Below are 26017 nucleotides of genomic sequence, written 5' to 3' on the forward strand. Positions count from 1 at the left end.
CCCAGTCACCGGGTATTCGGTGCGCCTTGCTCCGTGGCGGTGCTCGGTTCCTGATGATTGGAAATGTATATAGAAGAGGCGGCACGTCCTTGTAATCCAGATGCTGGTGCATCCAGAATACGCATTCACACCTTCACGCAAGGGGGAATGCATGGTTGAGAAGCGACTGCGTGGTGCCCTGGGCATCTCGTTGCTGTCTTTGATTGCGGGCGCATGCACCGAGGCCACGCCCTCGGGCAAACCCCCGGACGCGGTGGTGGAGAAGGCGCCCTCGGCCCTGGAGGGCCTCCAGGTGGTTGCCGTCGACGAGGCCGCGGTTCCTACCTTCGTCACCGGGCCCCTGGGCGCCGTACCGACAGGGGCCGAAGCCGTCCACTCCATCCAGCCGGCCGGGTTGCTGCCCGTGCTGGAGCGCGTGGCGCCGCTGTTCCGGCTGAACCCTGGCGACCTCTACCTGAAGAAGGCCTATGTCGGCTTCGACGGGGACGCGCACTACCGCTACGGGGTGAGGCGCAACGGCATCGAGGTGTATGGCGGGGAGCTGCGCCTGCACGCCCGTGATGGCGCCGTCTTCGCGGTGAACACCAACGCGCGTGGAGACCTGCTGGCGCCGGACAAGGCCTCCGTCTCTCCCGAGGCCGCCATCGCCGTGGCGCAGGAGGACCGCGAGTCACCCGCGGGCGTCACCGTGAGCGGCGAGCCCCGGCTCGTCTACTGGCGCGAGGGTGGGCAGCTCGTGCTGGCGTACGACGTGCGCGTGAAGGGCACGAAGGAGGATGGCACGCCGCTGCATGACTCCGTGCTCGTCAATGCGCGCAGTGGGGACGCGTTCCTGCGCATCTCGCACATCCACTCCGCGCGGTTCCGCCGCGTCTACGACGGCGGGAACCAGACGCCGCTGCCGGGCGTCCCGGCACGCTCCGAGGGGGACCCGCCGGTGGCGGACCCCATCGTCAACGTCGCCTATGACCACCTGGGCTCCGTGTACGAGTGCTTCAGCAACCTCTTCGGCCGCGACTCGTATGACAACGCGGGGGCCCATCTGATCAGCACGGTGCACCACCGCACCAACTACGTGAATGCCTACTGGGATGGCACGCAACTGGTGTTCGGCGATGGCGACGGCACGACGGCGAGCAATCTTGCCCGCGCGGTGGACGTGACGGCACACGAGCTGGCCCACGCCGTGACGGACTACTCGTCGGGCCTCATCTACTCCGGAGAGTCCGGGGGCCTGAACGAGTCCATTTCCGACATCTTCGGCGCCGTCTGCGAGTGGCACAGCAAGGGCAGGGTGGTGGACGCCAACACGTGGCTCTTCGCCGAGGAGGTCTGGACGCCCGACATTCCCGGGGACGCGCTGCGCTACATGCACAACCCCACGCTGGACGGCAGCTCGCTGGACCACTACTCGGATTATGCGTCGGGCGTGGACGTGCACTACAGCTCGGGCATTTCCAACCTGGCCTTCTACCTGCTGTCCGAGGGCGGCCTGCATCCGCGCTTCCCCGGGCAGAGTCCGGTGCCGGGCATCGGCATCGAGAAGGCCGCGCGCATCGTCTACAAGATGAACGAGGACCTGCTGCTGCCGTCCTCCCACTTCGAGTCTGCGAAGACAGCCGCGGAGCAGGCCTCGGTGCAGCTCGGCTACGACACCGCGACGACGGGCTCGGTCACCGCTGCCTGGAAGGCCGTGGGCGTCGACGAGATCATCACGCATCCCCCGCCGCCGGTACTGGAGAAGGACGTCCCGATCACGGACCTCTCCGGTGCGCGGGGCGGGAAGTGGTACTTCCATGTGACTGTGCCCGAGGGCGCCAGGGACCTGACCTTCACCCTCTCTGGCGGCACGGGCGACGCGGACCTCTACGTGCGCCGGGGCCAGGCCCCGACGACCACCCTCTATGACTGCCGTCCCTTCAGGACCGGCAACAACGAGGTGTGCACCTTCGCGGAACCCGGCGACGGTCCCTGGTACGTGATGCTCAACGGCTTCACCGCCTACAGCGGGGTGTCGCTGGTGGTGACGTGGACGGGGGGCTACGTGGTGGTCGAGCCCGGGGTCGCGGTCACCGGCCTGTCCGGCGCCGCGGGCTCCTCCCAGGTGTTCACCGTCCAGATTCCCGAGCGCGCGAACGGCGGCACCCGCAACGTGCACGTCCGGTTGCAGGGCACGGGCAACGCGGACCTCTATGTCCAGCGCGCCTCGGCGCCCTCGTTCTTCTCCTACGACTGCCGTGGCGTGAACGAGCACAGCACGGAGACCTGCAACCTGAACGGCTTCGAGCCGGGCAAGTACTACATCCAGGTCTACGGCGCGAAGGGCGGCTTCACGAGCGGCTCGCTCATCGCAACGCTCAACTGAGTGGACCGCGGGCCCGTCCTGCCCCTGCTTTCAGGGCGGGGGAGGGCGGGTCCGCTCCTTCAGTCGGCGACGTTCGGCTCCATGCTGCTGGCCTTTCAAGGTGGACGTCTGCTCATGCGCCAGGTGCGTGGGCAGGCTCAAGTTGAATGACCTCATTCACGCCTTGGCTGATTGAGTCGGGTTCCCGCAAGCCGTGTGGGCTATACAGATCGCGCAGGGGCCGCACGCCGCACGAATGGGTTCACCTGTTCGCCGACGGCGTCATTCGAAGCGCGAGCTTTTCACCAATGACATTCATGAGAACGCAGTTCAGGGCGGGAGCATGTCTTCCATGGGCAGCGCTCCTGCTGGCGACGCTGGCGGGCTGTCAGCAGGAAGCACGGAGTAGCGGAAGGCCGGCACTGGCCACGACGGTGAAGGCCACCACCGCGGGCATCCAGATGGCTCGCCTGGCCACGGGCAACGCGCACTCGCTCCAGGTCACGTCGCTTGGCACGGTGCAGGCATGGGGCTCCAACTCCCGGGGTGAGGTTGGCGACGGCACCACCACGCAGCGGCTCGTCCCCAAGACGGTGCAGGGAATCTCCGGAGCCGTCGCCGTGAGCGCCGGCTCCGGCTTCTCCCTGGCCCTGCTGGGCGACGGCACTGTCTGGGGTTGGGGCTTCAACTACTACGGGCAGCTCGGCGACGGTACCACGACCTCGCGCCTCTCCCCGGGACAGGTGCAGGGGTTCACCGGCGTCACGGCCATCGCCGCGGGCGACTCCTACACGCTCGCGCTGAAGGCAGACGGCACCGTGTGGAGCTGGGGCTCCAACGGCAGCGGCCAGCTCGGGGACGGCACCACCGCCGCGCATTCCCTCCCGGCACAGGTGCCCGGTCTCTCGGACGTCGTCGCCATTCGAGCGGGCGGCTCACACTCCCTGGCGCTGAAGAGCGACGGCACCGTGTGGGCCTGGGGTTCCAACTCCTTCGGGCAGCTTGGCGATGGCACCACCACGAACCGCCCCTCGCCCACGCAGGTGCCAGGACTCACGCAGGTGCAGGCCCTCGCCGCGGGGAAGATCCATTCCCTGGCGTTGCTCTCCGATGGCACGGTGCGGGGCTGGGGCTACAACTTCTTCGCCGAGTTGGGCGATGGGAGCACCACCCACCGCTCCGTCCCGGTGCAGGTGCAGGGACTCCTGGACGTCGTGGCCCTGGATGCGGGCAGCAACCATTCCCTGGCGCTTCGTGCGGATGGAACCTTCTGGGCCTGGGGTTCCAACCGGTACGGGCAGCTCGGAGATGGCACGGTCCAGGACCGCACGGTTCCAGAGCAGATACCCGCGCTCACGCAGCCGGGCCTGGCCAACGTCATCGCCTTCTCCGGGGGGGTGATGCACACCCTCGCCCTGCGCTCCGACGGGACCCTCTGGGCCTGGGGGGCCAACGAGCAAGGTGAGTTGGGCGACGCCATGCCCCGCGCGCACCCCACGCCGGAGGAGGCGACGGGCTTCGGGGGCGCGTCGCAGATCACGACCGGCGGCACCTCCACGGTGGTCCTGCGGACCGACGGCACCGTCTGGGCCTGGGGCGACAACCGCCTGGGCCAGCTCGGTGGAGCTACGGACCACGTGCTGTGGGCCTCACCCGTGCAGGTGCCCGGGCTCTCGGACGTCACCGCCATCGCGGGCGGCGCCGGACATACCCTGGCGCGGAAGAGCGACGGCACCGTGTGGGCCTGGGGCCGCAACTACGGCGGAGAGGTGGGGAACGGCACCTTCACGAATGTCATCTCCGGTCCCGTACAGGTGCCGGGCCTCTCGGACGTCGTGCGAATCGCCGCGGGGTCCCTGGCCTCCTTCGCCGTGAAGTCCGATGGCTCCGTCTGGAGATGGGGAGCCGTCTACCAGGCCTTCAATCTCAGCGCGGTTCCGGTGCAGGTGCCGGGCCTCACGGGAGTCGTGGACGTGGCGGTGGGGGAACGCCACGTCCTGTTCCTCAAGGCGGACGGGAGCTTGTGGGGCGTGGGCGACAACTATGACGGCCAGCTCGGCAGCGGCCTCCCGCTCTCCAACGCGACGCCCGTGCAGGTTCAGGGCATCTCGAACGTCGTGGCCGTCGCCGCGGGCGCCTACTGCTCGCTGGCGCTGAAGAGCGACGGCACCGTATGGGCCTGGGGTTACAACGGCTCGGGGCAGCTCGGGGACGGCACGGATACCTACCGCTCGGTGCCGGCGCCGGTGCCGGGCCTCACGGGCGTCGTGTCCCTCGCCGCGGCCGCCGGAGTGGTCGCGGTGGCCCGCTCCGACGGCACCGTGTGGACCTGGGGCGAAAACCATCGCGGCCAGCAAGGCGACAGCACCACCACCATTCGCACCTCGCCCGCGCAGATGCCGGGAATCTCGGGCGCCTCACGGGTCTCCACCGGCGGTTTCCATGTCGTGGTCCTGCGCTCCAATGGCACCGTCGTGTCCTGGGGCGACACCTACCACGGCCAGCTCGGCAGCGGCCTGTCCACCTGGCACCCGACTCCGACGCCGGTGTGGAATCCGCCGCGCCCCATGCACATCTCCGGCGGCGGCTACCACACCCTGACGGTGCGTGACGGCGCCGTGTGGGCCTGGGGCCACAATCGCAGCGGGCAGCTCGGCGATGGGACCGTCCAGCACCGCACCGCTCCCATCCAGACGGTCGGCCTGTCGTGTGTCAGGGCCGTCGCCGCCGGCGTCTACCACTCGCTGGCGGTGCGCTGTGACAACTCCGTCTGGGCGTGGGGCGAGAACACCTACGGCCAGCTCGGCGATGGCACCTTCCTGGGCCGCTCGCCGCCCGTGCAGACGCAGGGCCTCGCCGGCATCCAATCCGTGGCGGCGGGCAACAGCTTCTCCCTCGCGCTCGACGCGGCGGGCATCGTCTGGGCCTGGGGAAGGAACGACCAGGGCCAGCTCGGCGACGGCACCACCACGAGCCGCCTCACGCCCGTCCCGGTGCAGGGACTCACGGACGTGGCCGCCATCTCGGCGGGAGGCAGCCATGCCCTCGCCATGCGCACCGACGGCACGCTGTGGGCATGGGGTAGCAACAGCCACGGGCAGCTCGGCAACGGCACCACCCAGGCCACGCTCGTCCCCGTCCAGGTTCCATCGCTCTGGGGCGCCATGGCCATTGCCGCGGGGAGCCGCCACTCCCTGGCGGTGCGTCCGGATGGCACCGTCTGGGCCTGGGGAGACAACGAGTTCCGTCAGCTCGGCGACGGCACCGCCACCTCGCGCACGTCACCGGTGCTGGTGCAGGCGCTGTCGGACGTCACGACGGTGGCCGCGGGCAGCTACCACTCCCTGGCGCATCGCTCCGACGGCACCGTGTTCTCCTGGGGCTTCAACTACTACGGGCAGCTCGGCGACGGCACCACCACCGGGCGCGCCACGCCCGTGCAGGTGCAGGGGCTCGCGGACGTGAGGACTGTCGCGGCGGGCGACCAGCACTCCGTGGCCTGGCTGAGCGACGGCAGCTTCCGCACCTGGGGCAATCACGAACACGGGCAGCTCGGCGACCCGGCCTCCGGTTTCCAGACGCACCCCGTCGACGTGGCGGGGCTGGTTGGCGTGGTGGACTTCCAGTCGGGAGCCAACCACACCCTGGCGCTGCGCTCCGACGGCACCGTGTGGGCCTGGGGTTTCAACATCCACGGGCAGCTCGGAGATGGCCTGCTGCTCTCGCGTGGCTCGGCGGAGCCGGTGCCGGGCCTCACGGACATCGAGGCCATCGCCGCGGGCAGTCTCCACTCGCTCGCCCTGGACGGGGATGGCGCCGTCTGGGCCTGGGGTCGCAACGAAGAGGGACAGCTCGGTGACGGCACCACGACCTTTGGTCGCTCCTCGCCGGTGCTGGTGCAGGGCCTCGAAGACCCCGCGGGGCTCTCGCGCGTCACCGCCCTCGCCGGGGGCGTCTACCACTCGCTGGCGCTGAAGTCGGACGGCACCGTGTGGGCCTGGGGTTCCAACAGCCACGGGCAGCTCGGAGACGGCACCGCCCTCCCTCGACTTTCGCCGGTGTGGGTGCAGGGGCTCACGGACATCGAGGCCATCGCCGCGGGCGATACGTGCTCCCTGGCGCTGAAGTCGGACGGCACCGTGTGGGCCTGGGGCTTCAACGGCTACGGGCAGCTCGGCGACGGCACCACCACGAGCCGTTCCACGCCTGTACAGGTGCAAGGGCTCGCGAACGTGACGGCCCTCTCCGCGAGCTCCTTCCACGCGCTGGCGCTGAAGGCGGACGGCACCGTGTGGGCCTGGGGAAGCAACGGCGAGGGGCAGCTCGGCACCGGCACGGGAGTGCCGCAGCTCACCGCGGTGCTGGTGCCAGGGCTCACCGGCATCACCGCCATCGACGCGGGCAGCTACCACTCCATGGCCGTGGGCTCCGCGGGCGCCGTCTACAACTGGGGGAGCAATTCCCAGGGGCAGCTCGCCGACGGCACCACCCAGGGGCGCAGCACGCCGCAGCTCGTCCAGGGGTTCTCCCCCGCGAGCGCTGTCTCGGCGGGCAGCCAGCACTCCCTGGCCCTGCGCGGTAACGGCACCCTGGCGAGCTGGGGCTCCAACCAGTACGGCGCGCTCGGCAATGGCACCATGGCCCAGCGCTCGACGCCGGGACCGGTGGTGTTCCCGTAAGCGGGGCTGACGGACCACGGAGGCCCCCTCTCCCGGAGGAAGAGGGGGCCTGAGCCGAGGGCCCATCGAGTCGCCGCGGTACGAGTCAGGGAGGCTGGCATCCTCGAGCACCTTCACATGGAAAACTCGAATAGTCTGTTTTTCTTGTTGTGCTCGCTAATGCAGGAATGCCAGTATTGCGGCTTACCTGACGCAGTACCGAGAGGTGCTCCTCATGAGGCGTGTCACCACCCTGTTCCTTCTGTTCTGCCTGGGCCTGCCTTCTCTGGCCACGGCGCAAATGGCGACCCGCTGCCAGGTGGACGATGTCCTGGCGCTGAGCTGGCAGTGGACGGGCCGTAACGCCTGGGCTCGCAAGTGCGGCTACATCACCGTGACGAAAGAGGCTTTTCTGAACGCAGAGTTCGAGTACCAGGTCTTCTTCAACGGGTGTGCGGCCTACCCGAACCTCCCGCCAAACTCGGTGAGCTGTGAGGTCTTCGTGCCCTACTGGGAGTCAGCTCCCTGCGTCACGAACCTCCTCAAGCTCGGTACCTGTATCACCGGCTGAGTTCGGGAGTGACAGGTCGGGGGCATGGACCGTGGCACCAGCGACTCATCGCCGCAGCGGGTGTCTCGCGGGCCAGCTCAGCCGTACGCGGGAGCCGCGGGGCTCGAGGGCCTCGATGGACAGCGCCCACTCGAAGCGCCGGGCCAGCCGTTCCACCAGCGACAGGCCGATGCCATGGCTCTCGCTCCCGGGCTCGGCGCGGCCGAAGCCAACCCCCGTGTCGGAGAGGGTCCACGCCGAGGGCTCGATGGCGATGACGATGCGCCCCTTGTCGGTGTAGGCGAGCGCGTTCTTGAGGAGGTTGCCCATCATCACCCTGGCAACGGAAGCAGGGATGGGGGCGTGGACCTCCCCAGCGGACTCGATGACGAGCTCGATGCCGTCACTCCGCCGGAGGTGCTCGTACAGTGCGAGCACCTCTCGCGAGACACGGTGCAGGTCACAGCGCTCCTCGGAGCGGCGCTCCCGGGCCAGCCAGAGGATGCCCTCTGTCAGCAGGCCCATCTGGCTTACGGACCGGCGCAGACGGTCGAACGTCTCCGCGTCTCGCGGAGGGTCGAGCTCCAGGATTTCCACCGCGCCCTGGGCCACGGCCAGTGGCGTGCGCAGCTCGTGACTGGCGTCGCGGTTGAACCGCTGCTCACGCTCCAGCTGCTCCTGGATGCGCGCGTTCCGCGTGTGCAGCGCGTCCACCAGCGCGCGGACCTCGGCCACTCCACCATCATCCTCGGGAGGCGGAGCCCCCTCGGCCCGTGTCCACTCCACCACCCGCTCCAGCGGCCGGCCGAGTCGGCGGGCGACGAGGCGGGCGAGAAGCGCGGCGGCCAGCAGCGCCAGCAGGGCACTGACGAGGAGCAGTCCGGCGGTCCGCTTCAGGTTGTCCGTCGTGCTCGTCAGGCGCGTCACGTCGAACGCGAAGTACCGGCTGTCTCCGCCAACGCCTGGGCGCACCGCGACGTGGAAGTGTCCGTGGCCCCTGGTGGGCACCTCGTACTCGCCCGGGGACCTCTCAGGGGGAAGCCGCTCTCCGAGCCAGGGCGGCAGCGCGGAGTGCCCGTCATACAGGGTGATTCCGGGGAAGTGTCCCGGCTCGGGCCGGTCCGCCTCCGCTGCCACGATGCGGTTGAAGATGACGTCCTCGAGGTCGTAGCTGAAGAGCGTGAAGAACCCGCCCATCAGCACCAGCGCGAACGCGGCGGACAGCCCCATCGCGCGCTGGAGCATGGCGCGCAGCGACCTGGTCCTAGCGCGCATCCAGGAGGTACCCCTCGTTCCGACGGGTGGTGATGGCATCGTCGAGCCCCAGCCCGGCGAGCGCCTTGCGCAGGGCATAGACGTGGGTGCGCAGCGCGCTGGACTCGGGAGCTTCGTCCCCCCAGAGCCGCTCCGCCAGCGTCGCCGCGGGGACTGCTTCGGGGGCGGCCTCCATCAGCAACCGCAGGATGAGGGCCTCGGTGCGGTTGAGCCGGGCGGCGCGTCCCCCCCAACGCGTCTGCCCGCTCTCCGGCTCCAGCGTGAGCCCGCCCAGCGTCAGCTTCCGCCCGCTCGGAGGGACGGGCCGGCGCGCCAGGGCCTCCAGGCGCCAGCGCAGCTCCCGGAGCGAGAAGGGCTTGACGAGGTAGTCGTCCGCTCCCGCCTGGAAGCCCTCTTCCTTGTCCTCGAGTGTGTCCCTGGCGGTCAGCATCAGGATGGGCACGAGCCGGGGCGCGGCCTGCCGGTAGCGCTCACACACCTCGAGGCCGCTCATGCCGGGCAGCATCAGGTCCAGCACGATGACGTCGTACGGGTTGGCCAACGCAAGCGCGAGCCCCTCGGGTCCGGTGCCCGCGAAGTCCAACAGGAAGTCCGGCTCCAGGAACCGCGCGATGTTGGCCTGGAGGTCACGGTTGTCCTCGACGACGAGCACGCGCATGGGAGTGACCCGGATACTACCCGCAGCCACGTCAAACGAATGTCAGCTGGGGAGTGACGCCCGGCTGACCCTCGCTCCCGCAGGTTCGGGGACTTCTCTCACTGGAGGAGTCCCGTCATGAAGCGCTCACTGTTGCTGGGTCTGATGTTCCTGGCCACCTCCGTGGCCCAGGCCTCGAGCCCCGCGGTCCCCATGGAGGTCGACGCGGAGGATGGACAACACATTCCCGTGCTGGTGCTGGAGCCGGAAGGCGGCACGGCGAATCCGCCCGTGGCCGTCCTGCTGCACGGCCTCACCCGGAGCAAGGAGGACTGGCTGTCCGACGCGGAGCCGACCTTCGGTGGCGCCCTGACGGAGCATCTGCGGAGTGTCGGCTACCGGGTCTACCTCATGGACGCGAGGCGGCACGGCGCGCGGGCGACTCCCGAGGCGCGGCCCGGAGCCCTCGCGAAGCGAGCGCACGCCGGTGAGCCCGCTCCCTATCAGGCGATGATTGTCGACACCGTGTGCGATGCCCAGGCGCTCCTCACGAAGGTTCTCGCCACCGGAAAGAAGCCGCCGAGGGTGCTCGTCGCCGGCTACAGCATGGGCGCCCAGGTGGGCCTCCTGCTGGCCTCGCGCGAGCCTCGCGTCACCCATCTGGTGACGATGGTGCCACCGCACGTCGACCCCGTGCTGGGCGACGCCGCACCGGTGAACCGGATGGGCAGGATTCATCAGGCCTGGCTGCTGTTGACCGCGAACCGCGATCCATTCTCCACCGAGGAGAACACCCAGAAGTTGTTCGAGGCCGCGCCCTCCAAGCGCAAGACGCGCCGGACCTTCGACAGCGGTCACGCGCTGCCGCGCGAGTACCTGGACGAGGTCCGCCGCTGGTTGAGCGAGGCACCGCTCCTGCCGTAGCAGGCGATGCCCGTCACCCACTGGGAACAGGCTCGAACGCGCCGCACTGCTCCCGGGAGCTGCTGCTCCCGGAGGGCCATGTCCGTGACGAGGACCCGGTGGCGTCCGTCTACTACCAGCCGCCGTCGCTCAGAAGGACACGGGCACGTCGAGCTGGAAGATGGAGTAGCTCGACGTCTTCATGGGCGCGTCGAGCGCGAAGGCGTAGGAGAGCCCGGGGCGGACCACCACCGAGTCGCTCAGCCGGACGTGGAGGCGCGGGCCCGCGGCGACCGTGAGGTTGTCGCGCAGCTCGTCCGACGTCACCGTCGACGGCGTGGACAGCCAGCGCTGGTAGCGCAGCTCGCCGCCGAGCGAGACGGCGGGAATGACGAAGTAGCCCAGGTGCAGGCCGGTGGTGAGGTTGGTCCTCGAGCTGTCCTGCTGCACCGCCTCGCCGCGCACGCGCGTGAGCTGCAGCACCGTGGCTTCCACCTGGGCGGTGAAGCCGCCCGCCACATAGGACAGGCCCACGCCCGGGAACACGGTGAAGTCGTTCACCGCGAACATGGCGTTGTCCATGGCCGAGCGCGCCGGCACGCCCGCGCGGGCGGCGCTCGCCGTCGCGGCCGCGGGCGTATCGCCGCCGCCCATGCCTACCGGTACCGTGACACCGAGGAAGAGCCCCAGCCGCAGCGCTTCACCCAGGTCATACGAATAGATGGCGCCGAGCACCGGATTCACCAGCGCCGCGCCCGGGAGCCCCGTCCCCGGTGCGGAGTCCACGTAGCCCACGCGTACCAGGGGCGCCAAGTGGGGCGTCACCTTGTAGCTCACCAGCAACAGGGTGGCGGTGGTGATGCTGTCCCCCGTGGCTTCCGTCGAGGAGAGTGCCAGCGACGTGTCCGAACGCACCACGTTCACCGCCGCCGTCGGGCGCAGCTGCCAGGGGAGCGAATAGGGTGCCGGGGGAGCCGCGCGGGCGGCCCACGGGCCGAGCATGGTGAGGAGAAAGAGCGATGCGCCGAGTCGAGCGGTGTACGTGCACATGACGGTCTGCCTTTCGAGCTGAAGGGGCGGGCTGCTCAGGCGTGGGGCGCGGGGCGGCCGCGCGTGAAGGGCACGAGGAAGGCGGCCCACACCGCCGTCGCGCCGAGGAAGGCCGCCGCGGCGATGCCCAGCCACAGGGTGAAGCGCTCCGCCGCGAAGGGCACCAGCACCCGCGCCACCACGGCTACCAGCATCAGCGCGCCCACCGCGCCCACCTGCCAGGGGTTGCCCATGAGCAGCCGCCCCTGTCCGCCGTGCGCGAGCACCACGTGCACGGAGACCGCGAGCGCCATCAGCGCGAAGCAGCCGAGGAAGACGACATGCAGCCCCGCCGTGCGCAGCTCGGGCCGCAGCGCCACCACCGCGTAGCCCGACGGCAGCAGCCAGCCAGAAGCCCAGATGAACCAGCGGTGCAGCCCGGCCTGCGACGGCGGGCGCCACAGCCGCGTCGGCCCCACCAGCGCCACCGCCACCACCAGCGCCCGCAGGCCGTGGCCCCAGCGCGAGGACGCGAGCAGCTCGACAAAGAAGCTCGCCACGAAGCAGAGGGCCGCCGCTACGTGGAGGGCCTGCTTCACCCTCCGACGCGCCCCCTCGGCCGCGCCCGGGCCCTCACCGTGGAGGAACATGGGAAGCAGCATGCCGCCGACGCCCAGCACCAGCCCCGCGAACATGCCCTGCAGCAGCAGCCCCGTGCCCAGCGGATGCAGCCAGCGCGGCCCCACGCCCGGGGGGATGGCTGTCAGCACCGCGCCGGCCGCGCCCATGGCCAGCGAGAGCGGCACCCAGAGCATGCCCTCGGGCACCGTGCGGCCCGGCCCCGGGGACAGGATGCGCGGCACCACGAAGGACAGCAGCACGCCGAGCTGCGCCAGGAAGCACGCCTCGGTCAGCCACCACGCCTCCCACCACGCGCTCGCGGTCACGGCCACCGGCAACGCCAGCGAGACACCGAGCTGCACGGCCGACGGGCCCTCCGTTCCGGTGCGGCGGGGGATGAAGGTGTAGAGGAAGCCGAGCGCGAAGCAGAGCATGAAGCCCTGCACCAGCGTCAGCGCATGCGACGTGGAGCGCCAGGTGGAGGCGAGGCCCAGGGCGTACAGCAGCCAGTGCACCACGCCCACCTGTCCCAGCACCACGCCCAGCGGGAAGAGCAGTCGGTACGGCTCGCGGCGCCAGACGGGGACGGGCCGCAGAGAAGATACGGGTTCCATCAGCGTCCTCCCTCATCACCCCGGGGTTCGGCCTTCGGGGCCCGCCGCGCGCGCATCTCGGCCCGCACCGCGCGAGCGTCCTCGGGGGAAAGCAGGCTCCGGGCCTCTGGAAGGAGCGCCTGCTCTTCCAGGAGGAGGTGCGACTCCAGCAGCGCCGCGAGCCGCATGCTGTCCTGGCGCAGCTCCGCGGCCAGCTCCGGCCCCAGCTCCGGCGCGGTGGCCAGCGCATTCCATGTGGGTAGCAGCCGGGCCAGAAGGCGCTCGATGTCCACGTGCTGGCGGGACATCTCATGGAGCGCTTCGAGTCCTCGGGGAGACAGGCCCGCGCGGAGCAGGCGGGGCGCCAGCGACAGGTCCTCATCCGCCACGTGCCGGGGAAGTGCCTCGGTGAAGTAGCGCTCCAGCCTGCGCGCGGCCTCCGAGCGCTCGCGCGGCGGTGACTCGACATCGCGGGCAAGCCGCAGCGCGAGCTGGCTGAAGTCGCGAATCCGCCCATGGCAGTCGAGGAGGAGCTGGAAGGCGTCCTCGGGAGCGGCCGGGGCGGGTTGGAAGCGGAGCTGGACGAACATGGCGTCTCCAGCGCCGGGTACTGCAAGGCGGGAGCCACTTCCGTTCAGTCCCAGACCCGGGCCGAGCCGGCGCAGCGGCTGCGCCAGGGGCGCCCGGGCGCGCAGCCCATGCGCGCCCGGGCTCCGGGTCGATTGTCGTGAAAATATAGGTCAATTGACCTAAAGTTGATTTCAACGTGCGTGGCCAGGCCGCGCCGGGTCATGGAGCGTCGAATGGAGTCCGAGGGAAGCGTCGTGCTGGTGGGAGGCTATGGCGTGGTGGGGGCCCGGCTTGCCGGGTTGCTGCGGGAGCGGCATCCGGGCCTGCCGCTGGTCATCGCCGGGCGCCGGAGGGAGCCGGCCGAGTTGCTGGCGCGCCAGCTCGGAGGGGCGGAGGCGGTGGTGCTGGACGTGAGCACGGAGTCGCCGCTGGCGGCGCTGGCCTTCAGGCCACGGCTCGTGGTGTCGCTGGTCAACGACCCGGAGGACCGCCTGCTGCTGTCAGCCGCGCGAGATGGGGTGCCGGTGCTCGACATCACCCGCTGGACGTCACGCGTGAAGACGGCGGTGCTGCGGCTGGCGGGGACGCCCTCTCGGGCACCCGTGCTGCTCAGCTCGGCGTGGATGGGCGGGCTCGTGCCCAGGCTGGTCGCCGCGTCGGCCCCGCGCCTCGGGCCCCTCGAGCGCGTGGAGGTGGGCATCCGCTTCGCGCTCACCGACCAGTCCGGCCCGGACTCGCTGGAGTACATGGACCGGCTGGGGCTGTCCTTCGAGGTGACGGAAGAGGGTGCGGAGCGGCGGGCGGTGCCGCTGACGGATGGCCGGCGGGTGACGTTCTCGGACGGGCGGCGCACGCGCGTCTTCCGGCTCGACACGCCCGAGCAGGCCACGCTGCCGGTGGTGCTGGGCGCCAGGACGGTGGCGACGCGGCTGGGGTTCGACTCGGGGGCCGTCACCTGGCTGCTCGCGGCGCTCCAGCGGCTCGGTGTCGTCCGACTGCTCCAGCACCCGCGCCTGACGCCTCTGCGCCGCGCGCTCATGGCCAGCAATGGCGCGGGAGGTGAGGCGGCCTGGGTGGCGGACGTGGAGGGCGCGCGGGGCCACACGCGCATCGAGGTCGTGGACCCCCGGGGACAGGCACACCTCACCGCCGTGGGCGCGCTGCTGGGTGTGGAGCGCCTGCTCGGGTTGGATGGTGCGCCGCCTCCCGGGGCGGGCGTGTGGTTCCCCGAGCACGACCCCCGGCCCGAGCACGCGCTGGAGACGCTGCGCGCCTGCGGCGTGCAGGCCCGGGTGGAGGAGCGACTCCAGCGGGAGGCTGCCTGATGCCGCGCGCCCCACGGAGGAAGTCCGTGCGGCTTCCCTCGGCGCGGCCCCGAGAGGGGACGGCGGTCCATGCCAAGGGCCACGAGCGGGTGGAGTCCATCCTCGAGGCGGCCACCGACACCCTGGTCGAGGAGGGCTACGCGGGGCTTGCGCTGCGCGAGGTGGCGCGGCGCGCGGGCCTGAGCGTGGGGAACCTCCAGTACTACTTCCCCACGAAGCAGGACGTGGTGCGTGCCCTGCTCGCGCGCTACCTGGAGGAGGCCACGAGGCGGGTGAGGGCGAGGGTGGACGGCGGTGGCACCGGGCCGGCGGGGCGGCTCCGGCGCGCGCTGGACGCGCTGCTGGAGGACCAGGAGTCGCCACGGCACTGCCAGCTCTTCGCGGAGCTGTGGGCGATGGCCGCGCGGGATTCGATGGTCGCCGACGCGCTCGCCGTCTTCTACGCCGGCTTCCGGGCGGGCATCGTGGAGCTGTTGGGCGAGCTCGCGCCGGGTCTTTCTCCGGCCCGGAGGGAGCGGCGCGCGGCGCTGCTGGTGGCGTTCTTCGAGGGGCTGTCCCTCTTCCGGGGGGGCGGAGGACTGCGCGGCGCCGCGGTGCCGGGGCTGGAGCAGGAGTTGCGAGCCCTGCTGGAGGAGGCGCTGGAGGGCCACCCGCCGTGAGTCATCGCCGAACTCATGGGGCAGGGCCACCATGCAGGGCGCGTCGTCCGTCAGCAGGGCTTTCAGCTGGGGAAGCAGCGTGGGCCGCGAGCTGCCCGCTCAGCACCGGGAGGGCCACCTTCACCGCCACCGTCAGCAGCATCAACCCGAAGGCCCAGATGCCCGCCGTGATCTTCCACTCGGTGAGCGTGGGCACGTACTCCACCAACTCGTGCAGGGTGCTGGGGACGAAGCCGGGGATGATGAGCCCCATCCCTTTTTCAATCCACACGCCCACGAAGGCCAGCACACACGCCACGTTCAGCACTGTGACGTGGCGCCGGCTCGCCGGCAGGTGCAGCAGCACCGCCGAGGCCAGGTTGAACGCCACCGCCGTCCATATCCACGGCACCAGCGCATGGTGCCCGTGCAGCCCGAAGAAGAGGTACTTCACCGGCCCGGCATGGGCGCCCCCCGTGTAGAAGGCGGTGAACACCTCCGAGCCCAGCATGAAGAGGTTGAGCAGCACCGTCACCCGCATCACCGACGTGAGCGTGCGCTGCGGCCCCTCGCCGATGGGCAGCCCGGTGGCCCGACGGATGACCTGCAGCAGCAGGATGACGAAGGCCGGCCCGGTGATGAACGCGGAGGCGATGAACCGCGGCGCCAGCAGCGCCGAGTTCCAGAAGGGCCGTCCACCCAGCCCGCTGTAGAGGAACGCCGTCACGCTGTGGATGGAGACGGCCCAGAAGATGGAGAGGAAGACGAACGGCAGGTACCAGCGCTTGCGCGGCTTGCTCCCCAGGAAGCGCATGTAGAGCAGGTACCCGCAGATGTGCAGGTTCAGCAGCAGGTAGCCGTTGAGCACCACCACGTCCCAGGTGAGCATCGACACCGGCCAGTTGAATCGGCCCACGCCGGGGATGAGGTGCCACGCGCGCTCCGGGTGCCCCATGTCCACGACGATGAACAGCAGGCTCAGCGCAATCGCCGCCACCGCGAGCAGCTCGCCCACCAGCGTGACGTCGTGCATCTCATGGTCGTGGTACAGGTACGCGGGGATGACCATCATCACCGCGCCGGCGGCCAGCCCCACCCCGAAGGTGAAGTTGGCCACGTAGAGGCCCCAGGACACGTGGTCGCTCATCCCGGTGAGCGCCATGCCCTGCGCCAGCTGGCGGGCCCACGCGTTGGCCCCCACCAGGCAGACGGCCGTGAGGACCGTCATCCACGTGTAGAAGCGCCAGCTCCCGTCGGTGCTCATCCACAGCAGCCGGCCGAGGAAGCGGGGGTAGTCGAGGACGTGACGGGGGGCGGCCATGGCTCACTTGTCGAAGAAGTAGAAGAAGCGCGGGCGGGTCCCCAGCTCCTCCTTGAGGACGAAGACGCGCTTGTTCTCGAGCACCCAGCGGATGGGACTCTTCGGGTCCAGCAGGTTGCCGAAGACGCGCGCCCCGGTGGGGCACGCCTCCAGGCAGGCCGGCAACCTTCCGGCGCGCGTGCGGTGCAGGCAGAAGGTGCACTTCTCCACCACGCCCTGCGGGCGGATGCGGTTGGAGAGGTAGCCCTGGTCCGGGTTGATTTCCTCCGCCGGGACTTCGGGCTTCGTCCAGTTGAAGCGCCGCGCGTGGTACGGGCACGCCGCCTCGCAGTAGCGGCAGCCGATGCACCAGTTGTAGTCCACCACCACCACGCCGTCCTGCTCCTTCCAGGTGGCCTGGACGGGACAGACCTTCACGCATGGCGCGTTGTCACACTGCTGGCACTGCACCGGCAGGTAGTACTTCCCCGGCGCCGGCACCGCGTGCGTGTAGTCCGCGTTGCCGCGCTCCATGTCCAGGCTGCCCTGCTCCATCTCCAGCACGCGGATGTAGGAGTTGCCCGTGCGCCGGTCGTGGTTGTTCTCCTGGTGGCACGCCTCCACGCATTTGCGGCAGCCGATGCAGATGCTGAGGTTGAGCGCGTAGCCGAAGGAGACGCCCTCCTGCGGCGGCAGGTCCTGGATGGTGACGTCGCGGCCGTACTCCCGCTTCGCGTCCTTCTCCAGCCGCCAGAGCACGGCCTTCATGTCCGAGGGCGTGAGCTCCTTGTAGTGGCGCTGGAGGAACGCGTCGAGCGACAGGTCCTCCGTCCACTCCGTCAGCGGAGCCAGGGCATGGGCGAAGGCGGCGGCGCCCAGCGTGGCGCCGGCGCCCTTCAGCGCGGTGCGGCGGGTGACGTCATTCATGGGCGTGGCTCTCGGGAGGAGGGTGCAGGGGGCGGGGCGGCATGACGGGAAGGGCCCCGGCGTACTTCGGGGCATGCGGGTCGTGGCAGGACACGCAGTTGTTCCGCGTGCGCCCTCCGCGCGATGCGTCCCAGTAGCCCGTCATGCCTCCGTGCGCGCCGGCCCGGAAGTCACGTGCCTGGGGCCCGTGACACTGCGAGCACAGCGTCACCACCTCCGTCATCGGCAGCGGCTCACCCGTGGCCAGATGCAGCGACTGGGGGGCGTCCGCCTGGTGGCAGGACGTGCAGGCATTGTCGCCATGTCGGAACTGGAGTCCGCGGTGGAACGCCTGGAGTTGCTCGGGCGACCGCGGCATGGGCGCGGGCTCCTTCAGCGAGTGACACGTGACGCAGGGCACCCGCAGCGGTCGGCCGAGCGCGTCCACCCCGCCGGACTCGATGGAGGTGAGCTTCTCCGGCACCAGCACCGTCTCCACGGGCGGTGCGTCACCGGGAGGCGGCTGCAGGCGCCGGGGCACGTCGCGCTCACAGCCCGCCAGCGCGAGGGCCACGAGCACGGACAGCAGCGGGAATGGAGAGGTCGCGGCCACGGCCTCCTTCCAAAGCAGCGTCCATGCCATGTCGTTTCCGAGCAGGCCCCGAGGGGGCCTCCCGCCCTCCGCGACGCAGCCTTTGCTCAAAGTGGGCTTCGCCATGCAGCATTTGCGCGTGCGCCCGGAGCGGGTGCCGGGTGGGGCGCTCTGGTCCGCCTCTTGCTCAAAGGAAGCGTGGACCCGGAGCGAACATGACCTTCAGCAGCCTGGTGCTCACCCTCGAAGACTCCGCGGCGCAGCGAGCCCAGGTGCTCGCGCTGCTCGAGGGGGATGCGCGAATCACCGTGGGGACACCCTTCGAGGAGCGCTGGCTTCCGGTGGTGACGGAGACGGCGACGACGGAGGAGGGCGAGCAGCTCGCCGACTTCCTCCGGGATCTGCCCGGGGTGAGGTTCCTGGACGTGGTGATGGTGGACTTCTCCGGCGAGGTGAACTGAGTCATGGACCGGCGCGACTTCCTCAAGACGACGGCGATGACCGCGGCGACGCTGGCCGCCAGCCGGCTCGCGTATGGCCAGACGCCGGGCGCGGCGCCGCCCGCGGTGTCTTCCTCGAGCGGTGGCGTGAAGTGGAACAAGGCGCCCTGCCGCTTCTGCGGCACCGGCTGCCACGTCCAGGTGGGCGTGGAGGGCGGGAAGGTGGTGGCCATCGCCGGAGACCCGAAGGCGGAGGTGAACAAGGGCCTGCTGTGCGTGAAGGGCTACCACGTGGGGCTCGCGCTCTACGGGAGCGACCGCCTCACCCAGCCGCTGCTCCGCAAGGGCGACACGCAGGTGCCCATCTCCTGGGACGAGGCGCTCGACATCATCGCCGCGCGCATCCAGAAGGACCCGAAGGGCTTCGGCCTCTACGGCAGCGGCCAGTGGACGATTCCGGAGGGCTACACGGCCTCCAGGTTCGTGAAGGGCGGACTGGGCACGAACCAGTTGGATGCCAACGCGCGCCTGTGCATGTCCTCGGCGGTGACGGGCTTCCTCGCCACCTATGGCGTGGACGAGCCGGCCGGCTGCTACGACGACCTCGACACCTGCGACGTCCTCATCATGTGGGGCAACAACCCCGCGGAGATGCACCCCGTCCTCTTCTCGCGCGTCATCGACCGGCGCTCGCGCGGGGAGAAGGTCACCCTCATCGACATCGGTACGCGCCGCACACGCACCAGCGCCTTCTGCGACCACGTGCTGCGCTTCAAGCCGAACACCGACCTGGCCATCGCCTGCGGCATCGCCCACCTGCTGGTGGAGAACGGCACCTGGGACAAGGCCTTCGTGGAGGCCAACTGCGCCTTCCGCGCCCCCAGCGAGCCAGCGACGCTGCAAGGCAGGGCCATCACCTTCGACGAGTACCGGGCGCTGCTCGCTCCCTACACGCCCGAGCACGTGGAGAAGCTCTCGGGGGTGTCCCAGCAGGACCTGCGCATGCTGGCGGGGCTGTTCGGCCGCAGGGACGTGCGCATCACCAGCCTGTGGTGCATGGGCGTCAACCAGCACACCCGTGGCACGGCGATGAACTCGCTCATCCACGGGCTGCACCTGCTCAGCGGCCACTTCGGCAAGCCGGGGGACGCGCCCACCAGCCTCACCGGGCAGCCCTCCGCGTGCGGCACGGTGCGCGAGGTGGGCACGCTCGCGCAGGCGCTGCCGGGCGGCCGCGTGGTGACGAGGAGAAGCACCGCCACGAGATGGAGGACCTCTGGAACGTGCCCGCGGGGCGCATCTCCGCGACGCCGGGCTACCACACCGTGCAGATGTGGGAGCGCTTCTCCACGCCCACGGAGCAGGGCGGTGACATCCACACCGTCTGGGTGCAGGTGACCAACCCGGCGCAGACGCTGCCCAACCGACACAAGCTGGTGGACCCCAGCCGGAAGCTTCCGGACAAGTTCCTCATCGTCTCGGACGTGTACCCCACGGAGACCACGCGCATCGCCGACCTCGTGCTGCCCTCGGCCATGTGGGTGGAGAAGAACGGCATGGTGGGCAACTCCGAGCGGCGCACCCAGCAGTGGTTCAAGATGGTGGCCCCGCCCGGCCAGGCCCGCGACGATGCCTGGCAGCTCATCGCCGTGGCGCACCGGCTCTTCGAGCGGGGCTTCGAGGGGATGAAGGACAGGGACGGCCGCTTCCTCTTCGAGGTGAAGAAGGACGGCAAGCCGGTGCCCATCTGGGACTTCGCGCACTACTACGACGTCAACGTCGACGCGCACCTCTTCGAGGAGTACCGGAAGTCGACGCGCCTCAAGCACAAGGACCTGGCGCCCTACGGGGAGTACGTGAAGGCGCGCGGGCTGCGCTGGCCGGTGGTGCAACAGCCGGACGGGAGCTGGCGGGAGACGCGCTTCCGCTTCTCCGGGTTCGATGACCCGTATGTGGAGAAGGGCCGCGACATCCAGTTCTACCACTCGCCCACGCATGACGGCCGGGCGCAGGTCTGGTTCAACCCGTACGAGCCGCCCCCCGAGTCGCCCGACGGCGAGTTCCCCTTCTGGCTGTGCACCGGCCGCGTCATCGAGCACTGGCACTCGGGCACGATGACGATGCGCATTCCCCAGCTCCAGCGGGCGATGCCGAGCGCGTACGTGGAGATGAACCGCGCGGACGCGCGGCGCCTGGGCGTGGGCAACGGCGACGTCGTCACGGTGGAGACGCGCCGGGGCCGCCTGGATTTGCCGGTGTGGCTGGGCGGGCGTGGCGAGCCTCCGGAGGGCTCGCTCTTCGTGCCGTTCTTCGACGAGCGGCTGCTCATCAACGAGCTGACGCTCGACGCGCATGACCCGTTCTCCAAGCAGCCCGACTACAAGAAGTGCGCGGCCCGCGTGCGCAGGCGCGGAGGGAAGGGGGCCCGCGGATGAGCGGCGCTCCCCAGGGGGGCGGCCCGGGCCTGCCCGCGCGCTGGCTCCACGTGGCCGCCGGCGTCGCCGTGGCGCTGGCCTTCACGGGCTATGTCGCGGGCACGCGCTCCGAGCCGGAGCGTCCGGAGCCTGTCACCGGGGCCCGGAGCGCGGGTGCGCCCGCCACGTCCGAGCGCGCGCCGAGCTACCGCGAGCTCCGCGAGGCCCGCCGCGGGGACAACGCGCGGATGTATGAGGGCGCCATCGAGGTGCTGCAGCAGGGCCTGGACCCGCTGAGGCCCACGGCGGTGGCCACGGTGGAGCAGCGCGCCCGGGCCGTGGAGGCACGCAGGGCCCACCGCGCCTACGACGGGGCGCCGCCCACGATTCCGCACGAGGTGGATCAGGCAGGGACTCCCGGATGCCTGTCCTGCCACGGCGAGGGCATGAAGCTGGGGGAGCGAATCGCGCCCCGTATCAGCCACCCGCCGTATCAGAGTTGCAATCAGTGTCACGTGGTGGAGGTGGCGCCGAAGCCGCTGGCGCCGTACCCGGACATGCCGGGCAACCGTTTCGTCGGGAGGGCCTCGTCCGGGGGCGGCGCGCGGGCGTGGCCAGGGGCGCCGCCGACGATGCCGCACTCACAGCAGATGCGCTCGGAGTGCGTTTCCTGTCATGGCCCCACGGGAAGGCCGGGGCTGCGCACGTCCCATCCGGAGCGGCAGAGCTGCGTCCAGTGCCATGCGTCCTCGGCGGTGCTGGATGGACGCGAGCCGCCGCCCGGCCTGCTGGACTCCGCGCCTCCGCCGGGGGTGATGATGAAGGAGTCGCCATGAGCGCGCAGTCCGGACTCAGCCGCCGTGCGCTGCTGGGCCTCTTCCGGAGACCGCGCGAGCACGTGTCGCCTGCCGCTGACGCGCACGCTCCCGTCGCTCCCGCGGCCCCGGAGCCTCCTGCCTTCTCACTCGAGGCCTTCTACGCGGGCCGTGCCCGCACTGGCGAGGCCACCGTCGATGGCAGGATTCCCGTGTTCTCGCCGCGGCTGGCCGCCACGGTGCGCGTGCGGACGCAGCACTGCCTCGCCTGGCAGGGCTCCTTCTGCACGACGTGCGTGGAGCGCTGCCCCGTCGAGGGCGCCATCGTCGTCGAGGCGGGCAGGCCGCGAGTCGTGGCGGCGAACTGCGACGGCTGTGGCACCTGCGTGCGCGCCTGCCCGGCCCCCATCAACGCCTTCGAGCTGCTCCCCGCCGGAACCCCTGGAGTCACCCCATGAGCACCCCGCTGGACACGCAAGCACTCCCGGCCCTCCAGGACACCGTCCTCGATGCCGCGACGCTGGCCCGCCTCGTCAGCGACATCCAGGGGCTCGCCGTGGTGGACGAGGTCCTGCTCAAGGGCGGCTCCAGCGCCATGGCCTCCACCCAGCGCCACTCCCTGGAGGACGCGGTGGACGCACTCCAGCGAGGTCAGGTGCTGGGCGTGCAGGTCCGCTACCGCTACCAGGGACAGTGCTGGTGGGACACGCTGCTGCGCGCACCCCAGGGCATCCGGCTCGTGCGCATCTCGCCCGACGTGGAGGCCGCGAGCCGGTAGCGCGTCAGCAGTCCCCGAGCCGCGCGACTGCGAATCATCCGCACGAAGGGGAACTTCATCCAGGTCGGCGCCATGGTGGACTGGGACAGCCCCTGGTGCCACTGGGCTGGCTGCGCATCACCGACGAGAACGGCCTGCTGCGCATCTGGCCCATGATGGCCTCGATGTGCTGAGCGCGGGACGGGCCCGAGAGGCCCGTCCCGGTGCAACCGGGTACCGGCTCGCGACGACTACGAGCCCGACATCATGCTGCCGAGGATGTTGAACACGATGCCGGCCACGATGGTGCCCGTCCACCCGAGCATGATGTTCTTGTTCTGGTTCTGCTCCACGTTCATCCAGCCCCAGATGAAGGTGTAGATGCCACAGATGATGCCCAGGATGCCGTGCAGCGGGCCCTTGGCCTGGAACAGCTTGATGAGGACCATGATGAAGCAGATCAGGTTGCCAATGCCGCAGAGCGCGCCGAGCAGACCGAGGATCATTCCCATTGTGTGTGTCTCCTAGGGTGGTGTGGTGGGGTTCAGCTGAGGGTTGAGTCGATGAAGGTGCCGCGAAAGACGAGCAGTCGGACGAGCCAGTAGGCCATCAGGGCCACCAGCAGCAGGGCCGTCACCCGGGTGCGCCGCTCGAAGCGGGCGACCGCGTCGATGCCCCGGCGCCGGGCCGCTTCCGGGAGGAACGCCATCCCGGTGATGAGCACCAGCGCCGCCAGCAGGAGCGGGGCGAAGGCGTGCCAGGTCAGCGCGCTCCGCCACTCGCCGTGAAGCAGGGCCGTCATGGCCCGGGACAGTCCGCAGCCCGGGCAGGGGACTCCCAGCGCGCTCTGGAGGGGGCACGGCCACGCGGGCAGGCCGAAGTGCAGCAGGCCCAGATGGACGGCGGCCATGGCGCCCACCACCCAGCCGGTGGTCCGACGTTCCAGGACCTGGGCCATGACGGGCGTGGAGAGCAGTGGCGCGTGACGAGCGGATGAGGCCGGGACTGGATTCATTCCCCGCCCCCCCTCGGAAGCAGGTCCGCTTCGCGTCCTAGCACGACCCGTGTTGGGCGTCGAACAGAAGACGTATCAGGGCCTGGATTCTGGAGCCCTGAGAGCCTGCGCCACGCGCACTTCCCGGCGCTCGGCGGGAAGTGCGCGCCGGGGCCTCAGTAGGTGCCCTTCATCGTGACGTTCGTATAGGCGGCGTAGCCGTAGGAGCAGGCATACCAGCCGCCCGCGGACGGGCTGCTGATGGTGCACGTCTCGGTGCTGCCCGACAGGTAGGGACGGCAGTTGTAGGAACCGGTCGTCGGCGCCGCGCCGAAGCGGACATACAGGTCCGCGTCCCCCGTCGTGCCAGAGGCCCCCACCTGGTTGAACACCAGGGAACTCCTTCCCGAGGGCACGGTGAGAATCCAGCATTTCCATGCATTCTTGGCGCCGCTGTATGGCGCCGTGGTCGAGCCGTTGGACAGAAAGCTGTCGATGATGACACCGCTGTATGTGCCCGTGAGCGACACGCCCGAGTAGGTGGAATAGGCATTCAACATCACATACCAGTCGCCCGCGGCGGGGTTGGTGATGTTGCACGTCTCGGCGTTGCCAGACTGGTAGGGCCGGCAGTCATAGCTGCTCGGGGTCGGCGCCGAACCGAACTTCACGTAGAGGTCCACGTCACCCGTGCCACCGCTGGTGGTGAAGATGAGTTGGGTCTGGCCGGGCGGAACGGTGAGCTTGTAGTACGCGGCGGTGCCCGTGCTCCCGGCCAGCCCCGTCTTCGGCACGCCGTTGGTCAGCGGAGTAGGGGGCGGCGGCGGGGTCGTCACCCCGACACCCACGGCCTGCCACGCCGCGCTCACGGCATCGACGGTGGCCTGGTCATAGCCGAGCTGCAGGGCTGCCTGCTCCGTGTACGTCTTCGCCTGCGCGAAGTTCGTGGAGGCGGTCCAGATGTCGACGTTCGCCTTGTAGAAGATGCGCGCCGTCTTCTCGACGCCGATGCCCGGCACCACCACGCTCGTCCTGCCACGCGGGTGCGTGCCACCCGTGGACAGCAGCGAGAACGCCAGATTGGAGATGCCAGAGCTGTAGTGCACGTCCGTGTTCGAGGTGTAGTTCGGGTAGTAGTCGAGCGACGCGCCATCCGAAGCCGGATCATTCATATAGCGAATCGCATCGCCCGCGGTGCCGGGCGTCCAGACGTCCTCGCCGATCTTCCAGACATCCGCGTCCGGCAGCACGAAGCCTCGAGTCCAGCTCTCGCACGTGGCGGCAATGGCATCCGAGAAGCTCTCGTTGAGGCCGCCAGACTCGCCCGAGTAGGTGAGGTTGGACTCGGCAATGGTCACCGCGTGGGCAATCTCGTGCGCGACCACATCCAGGTCATTGCACAGCGCGGTGGAGTTCACGCCGTCGCCATCGCCGCACACCATCTGGGTGCCGTTCCAGAACGCGCCGACATAGTTGTTGCTGTAGTGGGTCGAGCACACCAGCGCCGCGCCAGCGCCATCGTAGGAGTCGCGGCCGAAGAGCGTGTGCAAGCAACTGTAGAAGGTCCCCAGCACGTCATAGCCGGCGTTCACGACGGGGTCGCTGACGGACGCCTGGCCCTCGGAACGCTTGAGCGTGCCCGGAAGGCTGGTGCCATTGTTGGCGCTGTACACCTTGCGGTCCATCGCGTTGAAGATCCGCGGATCCCTCCGCACCACCGCGCCGTCACTGGCCTTCACGTACACCCGATCATTCAGGGGGGTGCCAGCGGCCATCAGGCCTGTTACCCGCACCTCGTGAGCCAGGATGAGCTGGTCGTCGGCGTCGCGCACGTACACCAGTCGCTCGGTTTTGGCATCCCGGGTGGGCGCGGCAGTCGCGTCGAGCGCGACCCTGGCAGCGGCCTCCGCGGAGAGCCGCGGCGGGACGCGCGCGAGGCCCGGGTTCCGGGTGTCACGCGCGGAGCCGTTGGCTGCGTAGACGACACCCGCCCGGTCCACGTGAAGGATGAGCTCACCGTCGACGACGGGCAGCCCCTCCTTCCACTGGCTGAAGCGCAGGTGCTGGTGCCCGTTCTCATCCACGGACATCCGCCTGAAGTGCAGATCCTCCGCGCGGAGGCCGTAGACCGGAGCAATGCTCCCCAGCGCGGCCTGAACGGTGGCCTTCGCGTCCGCCGCCGACAGTCCCCGCGCCGACCCCTCGGCCATGCCCAGGGTGCCCTTGATGAAGTCAGGAGTCCCATCCCGCTGACTGGACAGGACGGAGACCCCGCTCATCGCGCTCAGCGCCTGCTGGATGTCCGCGCCGTCCTTCTTACTCGCGCGCGTCAGCGAGTCCCCGGTCTCCGCCTGATCTTCGGTGGAGCTGCACGCGGTGAAGACAAACGCCAGACACGCCGCACCAAGCGACCTCAGAAATGCATGGCCCAAGTTCGTTTCCTCCCAGCGCACTCTACCCTGGGTGAAGTGCACTGGGACCCCGAGAAAAGGTGGCCGGGTGCCGGGCCCGGAAGCCGGGGCCCGGCACCCGGCCGGTCTCAGCCCGCCCGGGTCAGGGGGCGGGGGTCAGCTCGTAGCCGACGTCCACGTTGAGGATGGTGGGCTGCCTGATGCACATGCGCGCCGCCTCGTGGGCCGGCGCGCATGTGGCCGAG

The 26017-nt window shown here is 70.1% G+C and carries 23 protein-coding genes; 12 read left to right on the plus strand and 11 right to left on the minus strand.

Annotated elements, in window-relative coordinates; all coding sequences use genetic code 11:
• Window positions 1–151: 151 nt before the first annotated feature.
• The 3 genes from OV427_RS43885 (at window position 152) to OV427_RS43895 (ending at window position 7573) form a co-directional block, all read left to right on the plus strand.
• The gene (locus OV427_RS43885; RefSeq protein ID WP_267862200.1) at window positions 152–2365 is read left to right on the plus strand and encodes a M4 family metallopeptidase; all 2214 of its coding nucleotides are present in this window, start codon (window positions 152–154) and stop codon (window positions 2363–2365) included.
• Between the two features lie 296 nt (window positions 2366–2661).
• On the plus strand, window positions 2662–7023 hold the full coding sequence (locus tag OV427_RS43890; RefSeq protein WP_267862201.1) for a hypothetical protein: 4362 nt from the start codon (window positions 2662–2664) through the stop codon (window positions 7021–7023).
• A 214-nt stretch (window positions 7024–7237) separates the two neighbouring features.
• Window positions 7238–7573, plus strand: a complete 336-nt coding sequence (locus tag OV427_RS43895) for a hypothetical protein (protein ID WP_267862202.1) — start codon at window positions 7238–7240, stop codon at window positions 7571–7573.
• 45 nt (window positions 7574–7618) lie between these two features.
• Here the strand turns inward: OV427_RS43895 and OV427_RS43900 are convergent, their stop codons facing one another.
• Entirely contained in the window at window positions 7619–8827 is a 1209-nt protein-coding gene (locus OV427_RS43900; RefSeq protein ID WP_267862203.1) for a sensor histidine kinase, read from the minus strand.
• Window positions 8817–9485: a response regulator transcription factor gene (locus tag OV427_RS43905; protein ID WP_267862204.1), complete on the minus strand. Its 669-nt coding sequence runs from the start codon at window positions 9483–9485 to the stop codon at window positions 8817–8819. The genes OV427_RS43900 and OV427_RS43905 overlap by 11 nt, the downstream gene beginning before the upstream one ends.
• Before the next feature lie 117 nt (window positions 9486–9602).
• Between OV427_RS43905 and OV427_RS43910 the strand changes: the two genes are divergently transcribed.
• Entirely contained in the window at window positions 9603–10388 is a 786-nt protein-coding gene (locus OV427_RS43910) for an alpha/beta hydrolase (RefSeq protein WP_267862205.1), read from the plus strand.
• A gap of 129 nt (window positions 10389–10517) precedes the next feature.
• On the opposite strand, the gene OV427_RS43915 is transcribed toward OV427_RS43910, so the two are convergent.
• The 3 genes from OV427_RS43915 to OV427_RS43925 are packed head-to-tail and all read right to left on the minus strand — an operon-like array spanning window position 10518 to window position 13200.
• Window positions 10518–11417 (minus strand): hypothetical protein, encoded by a 900-nt coding sequence (locus OV427_RS43915; protein WP_267862206.1) that lies wholly within the window; start codon window positions 11415–11417, stop codon window positions 10518–10520.
• Window positions 11418–11452: 35 nt separating this feature from the next.
• The gene (locus tag OV427_RS43920) at window positions 11453–12631 is read right to left on the minus strand and encodes an NnrS family protein (RefSeq protein WP_267862207.1); all 1179 of its coding nucleotides are present in this window, start codon (window positions 12629–12631) and stop codon (window positions 11453–11455) included.
• Entirely contained in the window at window positions 12631–13200 is a 570-nt protein-coding gene (locus OV427_RS43925; RefSeq protein WP_267862208.1) for a hemerythrin domain-containing protein, read from the minus strand. Before OV427_RS43925 ends, OV427_RS43920 begins: the two co-directional genes overlap by 1 nt.
• Window positions 13201–13413: 213 nt before the next feature.
• Between OV427_RS43925 and OV427_RS43930 the strand changes: the two genes are divergently transcribed.
• Both OV427_RS43930 and OV427_RS43935 read left to right on the plus strand, forming a co-directional pair.
• Window positions 13414–14505 carry a saccharopine dehydrogenase gene (locus tag OV427_RS43930; RefSeq protein WP_267862209.1) on the plus strand — a complete coding sequence of 364 codons (1092 nt, stop codon included), beginning with the start codon at window positions 13414–13416 and terminating at the stop codon, window positions 14503–14505.
• Between the two features lie 26 nt (window positions 14506–14531).
• Complete coding sequence (locus tag OV427_RS43935; RefSeq protein ID WP_267862210.1) at window positions 14532–15164, plus strand: TetR/AcrR family transcriptional regulator; 633 nt, start codon at window positions 14532–14534, stop codon at window positions 15162–15164.
• A gap of 13 nt (window positions 15165–15177) precedes the next feature.
• Here OV427_RS43935 and dsrP read toward each other — a convergent pair whose 3' ends face one another.
• Genes dsrP through OV427_RS43950 form a run of 3 tightly spaced genes read right to left on the minus strand, consistent with a single transcriptional unit; the run spans window position 15178 to window position 17992 of the window.
• Window positions 15178–16464: a sulfate reduction electron transfer complex DsrMKJOP subunit DsrP gene (gene dsrP / locus OV427_RS43940; protein ID WP_267862211.1), complete on the minus strand. Its 1287-nt coding sequence runs from the start codon at window positions 16462–16464 to the stop codon at window positions 15178–15180.
• 3 nt (window positions 16465–16467) lie between these two features.
• Window positions 16468–17370 (minus strand): 4Fe-4S dicluster domain-containing protein, encoded by a 903-nt coding sequence (locus OV427_RS43945; RefSeq protein WP_267862212.1) that lies wholly within the window; start codon window positions 17368–17370, stop codon window positions 16468–16470.
• Entirely contained in the window at window positions 17363–17992 is a 630-nt protein-coding gene (locus tag OV427_RS43950) for a hypothetical protein (RefSeq protein WP_267862213.1), read from the minus strand. The genes OV427_RS43945 and OV427_RS43950 overlap by 8 nt, the downstream gene beginning before the upstream one ends.
• Window positions 17993–18156: 164 nt before the next feature.
• On the opposite strand from OV427_RS43950, the gene OV427_RS43955 reads away from it, so the two are divergent.
• The 6 genes from OV427_RS43955 to OV427_RS43980 are packed head-to-tail and all read left to right on the plus strand — an operon-like array spanning window position 18157 to window position 22388.
• A complete protein-coding gene (locus OV427_RS43955; protein ID WP_267862214.1) occupies window positions 18157–18402 on the plus strand; it encodes a hypothetical protein in 246 nt (81 codons plus the stop codon).
• Window positions 18403–18405: 3 nt separating this feature from the next.
• The gene (locus OV427_RS43960) at window positions 18406–19779 is read left to right on the plus strand and encodes a molybdopterin-dependent oxidoreductase (protein ID WP_267862215.1); all 1374 of its coding nucleotides are present in this window, start codon (window positions 18406–18408) and stop codon (window positions 19777–19779) included.
• Entirely contained in the window at window positions 19713–20816 is a 1104-nt protein-coding gene (locus OV427_RS43965) for a molybdopterin dinucleotide binding domain-containing protein (protein WP_324290079.1), read from the plus strand. The genes OV427_RS43960 and OV427_RS43965 overlap by 67 nt, the downstream gene beginning before the upstream one ends.
• A complete protein-coding gene (locus OV427_RS43970; RefSeq protein ID WP_267862216.1) occupies window positions 20813–21631 on the plus strand; it encodes a nitrate reductase cytochrome c-type subunit in 819 nt (272 codons plus the stop codon). The genes OV427_RS43965 and OV427_RS43970 overlap by 4 nt, the downstream gene beginning before the upstream one ends.
• Window positions 21628–22068 (plus strand): 4Fe-4S dicluster domain-containing protein, encoded by a 441-nt coding sequence (locus OV427_RS43975; protein ID WP_267862217.1) that lies wholly within the window; start codon window positions 21628–21630, stop codon window positions 22066–22068. Before OV427_RS43970 ends, OV427_RS43975 begins: the two co-directional genes overlap by 4 nt.
• Entirely contained in the window at window positions 22065–22388 is a 324-nt protein-coding gene (locus OV427_RS43980; protein WP_267862218.1) for a hypothetical protein, read from the plus strand. The genes OV427_RS43975 and OV427_RS43980 overlap by 4 nt, the downstream gene beginning before the upstream one ends.
• A gap of 230 nt (window positions 22389–22618) precedes the next feature.
• Here the strand turns inward: OV427_RS43980 and OV427_RS43985 are convergent, their stop codons facing one another.
• The 3 genes from OV427_RS43985 to OV427_RS43995 all read right to left on the minus strand — a co-directional run bounded on the left by OV427_RS43985 (window position 22619) and on the right by OV427_RS43995 (window position 25793).
• Entirely contained in the window at window positions 22619–22879 is a 261-nt protein-coding gene (locus OV427_RS43985) for a hypothetical protein (protein ID WP_267862219.1), read from the minus strand.
• A 32-nt stretch (window positions 22880–22911) separates the two neighbouring features.
• Window positions 22912–23382: a DUF2752 domain-containing protein gene (locus OV427_RS43990; RefSeq protein WP_267862220.1), complete on the minus strand. Its 471-nt coding sequence runs from the start codon at window positions 23380–23382 to the stop codon at window positions 22912–22914.
• A gap of 155 nt (window positions 23383–23537) precedes the next feature.
• Window positions 23538–25793 (minus strand): M4 family metallopeptidase, encoded by a 2256-nt coding sequence (locus tag OV427_RS43995; protein WP_267862221.1) that lies wholly within the window; start codon window positions 25791–25793, stop codon window positions 23538–23540.
• Window positions 25794–26017: the final 224 nt, after the last annotated feature.

Origin of the sequence: Pyxidicoccus sp. MSG2, assembly GCF_026626705.1 — a bacterium.
In the GTDB taxonomy this organism is placed as follows: domain Bacteria; phylum Myxococcota; class Myxococcia; order Myxococcales; family Myxococcaceae; genus Myxococcus.

Excerpts from the sequence above, each read along its gene's own strand:
- OV427_RS43950 (WP_267862213.1), bottom strand. The coding sequence starts at position 17,992 with ATGGCATGGACGCTGCTTTGGAAGGAGGCCGTGGCCGCGACCTCTCCA.
- OV427_RS43905 (WP_267862204.1), bottom strand. The coding sequence starts at position 9,485 with ATGCGCGTGCTCGTCGTCGAGGACAACCGTGACCTCCAGGCCAACATC.
- OV427_RS43900 (WP_267862203.1), bottom strand. The coding sequence starts at position 8,827 with ATGCGCGCTAGGACCAGGTCGCTGCGCGCCATGCTCCAGCGCGCGATG.
- OV427_RS43915 (WP_267862206.1), bottom strand. The coding sequence starts at position 11,417 with ATGTGCACGTACACCGCTCGACTCGGCGCATCGCTCTTTCTCCTCACC.
- OV427_RS43960 (WP_267862215.1), top strand. The coding sequence starts at position 18,406 with ATGGACCGGCGCGACTTCCTCAAGACGACGGCGATGACCGCGGCGACG.
- dsrP (WP_267862211.1), bottom strand. The coding sequence starts at position 16,464 with ATGGCCGCCCCCCGTCACGTCCTCGACTACCCCCGCTTCCTCGGCCGG.
- OV427_RS43975 (WP_267862217.1), top strand. The coding sequence starts at position 21,628 with ATGAGCGCGCAGTCCGGACTCAGCCGCCGTGCGCTGCTGGGCCTCTTC.
- OV427_RS43985 (WP_267862219.1), bottom strand. The coding sequence starts at position 22,879 with ATGGGAATGATCCTCGGTCTGCTCGGCGCGCTCTGCGGCATTGGCAAC.
- OV427_RS43990 (WP_267862220.1), bottom strand. The coding sequence starts at position 23,382 with ATGAATCCAGTCCCGGCCTCATCCGCTCGTCACGCGCCACTGCTCTCC.
- OV427_RS43965 (WP_324290079.1), top strand. The coding sequence starts at position 19,713 with ATGTGGGAGCGCTTCTCCACGCCCACGGAGCAGGGCGGTGACATCCAC.
- OV427_RS43920 (WP_267862207.1), bottom strand. The coding sequence starts at position 12,631 with ATGGAACCCGTATCTTCTCTGCGGCCCGTCCCCGTCTGGCGCCGCGAG.
- OV427_RS43980 (WP_267862218.1), top strand. The coding sequence starts at position 22,065 with ATGAGCACCCCGCTGGACACGCAAGCACTCCCGGCCCTCCAGGACACC.
- OV427_RS43885 (WP_267862200.1), top strand. The coding sequence starts at position 152 with ATGGTTGAGAAGCGACTGCGTGGTGCCCTGGGCATCTCGTTGCTGTCT.
- OV427_RS43930 (WP_267862209.1), top strand. The coding sequence starts at position 13,414 with ATGGAGTCCGAGGGAAGCGTCGTGCTGGTGGGAGGCTATGGCGTGGTG.
- OV427_RS43910 (WP_267862205.1), top strand. The coding sequence starts at position 9,603 with ATGAAGCGCTCACTGTTGCTGGGTCTGATGTTCCTGGCCACCTCCGTG.
- OV427_RS43895 (WP_267862202.1), top strand. The coding sequence starts at position 7,238 with ATGAGGCGTGTCACCACCCTGTTCCTTCTGTTCTGCCTGGGCCTGCCT.
- OV427_RS43925 (WP_267862208.1), bottom strand. The coding sequence starts at position 13,200 with ATGTTCGTCCAGCTCCGCTTCCAACCCGCCCCGGCCGCTCCCGAGGAC.
- OV427_RS43890 (WP_267862201.1), top strand. The coding sequence starts at position 2,662 with ATGAGAACGCAGTTCAGGGCGGGAGCATGTCTTCCATGGGCAGCGCTC.
- OV427_RS43945 (WP_267862212.1), bottom strand. The coding sequence starts at position 17,370 with ATGAATGACGTCACCCGCCGCACCGCGCTGAAGGGCGCCGGCGCCACG.
- OV427_RS43955 (WP_267862214.1), top strand. The coding sequence starts at position 18,157 with ATGACCTTCAGCAGCCTGGTGCTCACCCTCGAAGACTCCGCGGCGCAG.
- OV427_RS43970 (WP_267862216.1), top strand. The coding sequence starts at position 20,813 with ATGAGCGGCGCTCCCCAGGGGGGCGGCCCGGGCCTGCCCGCGCGCTGG.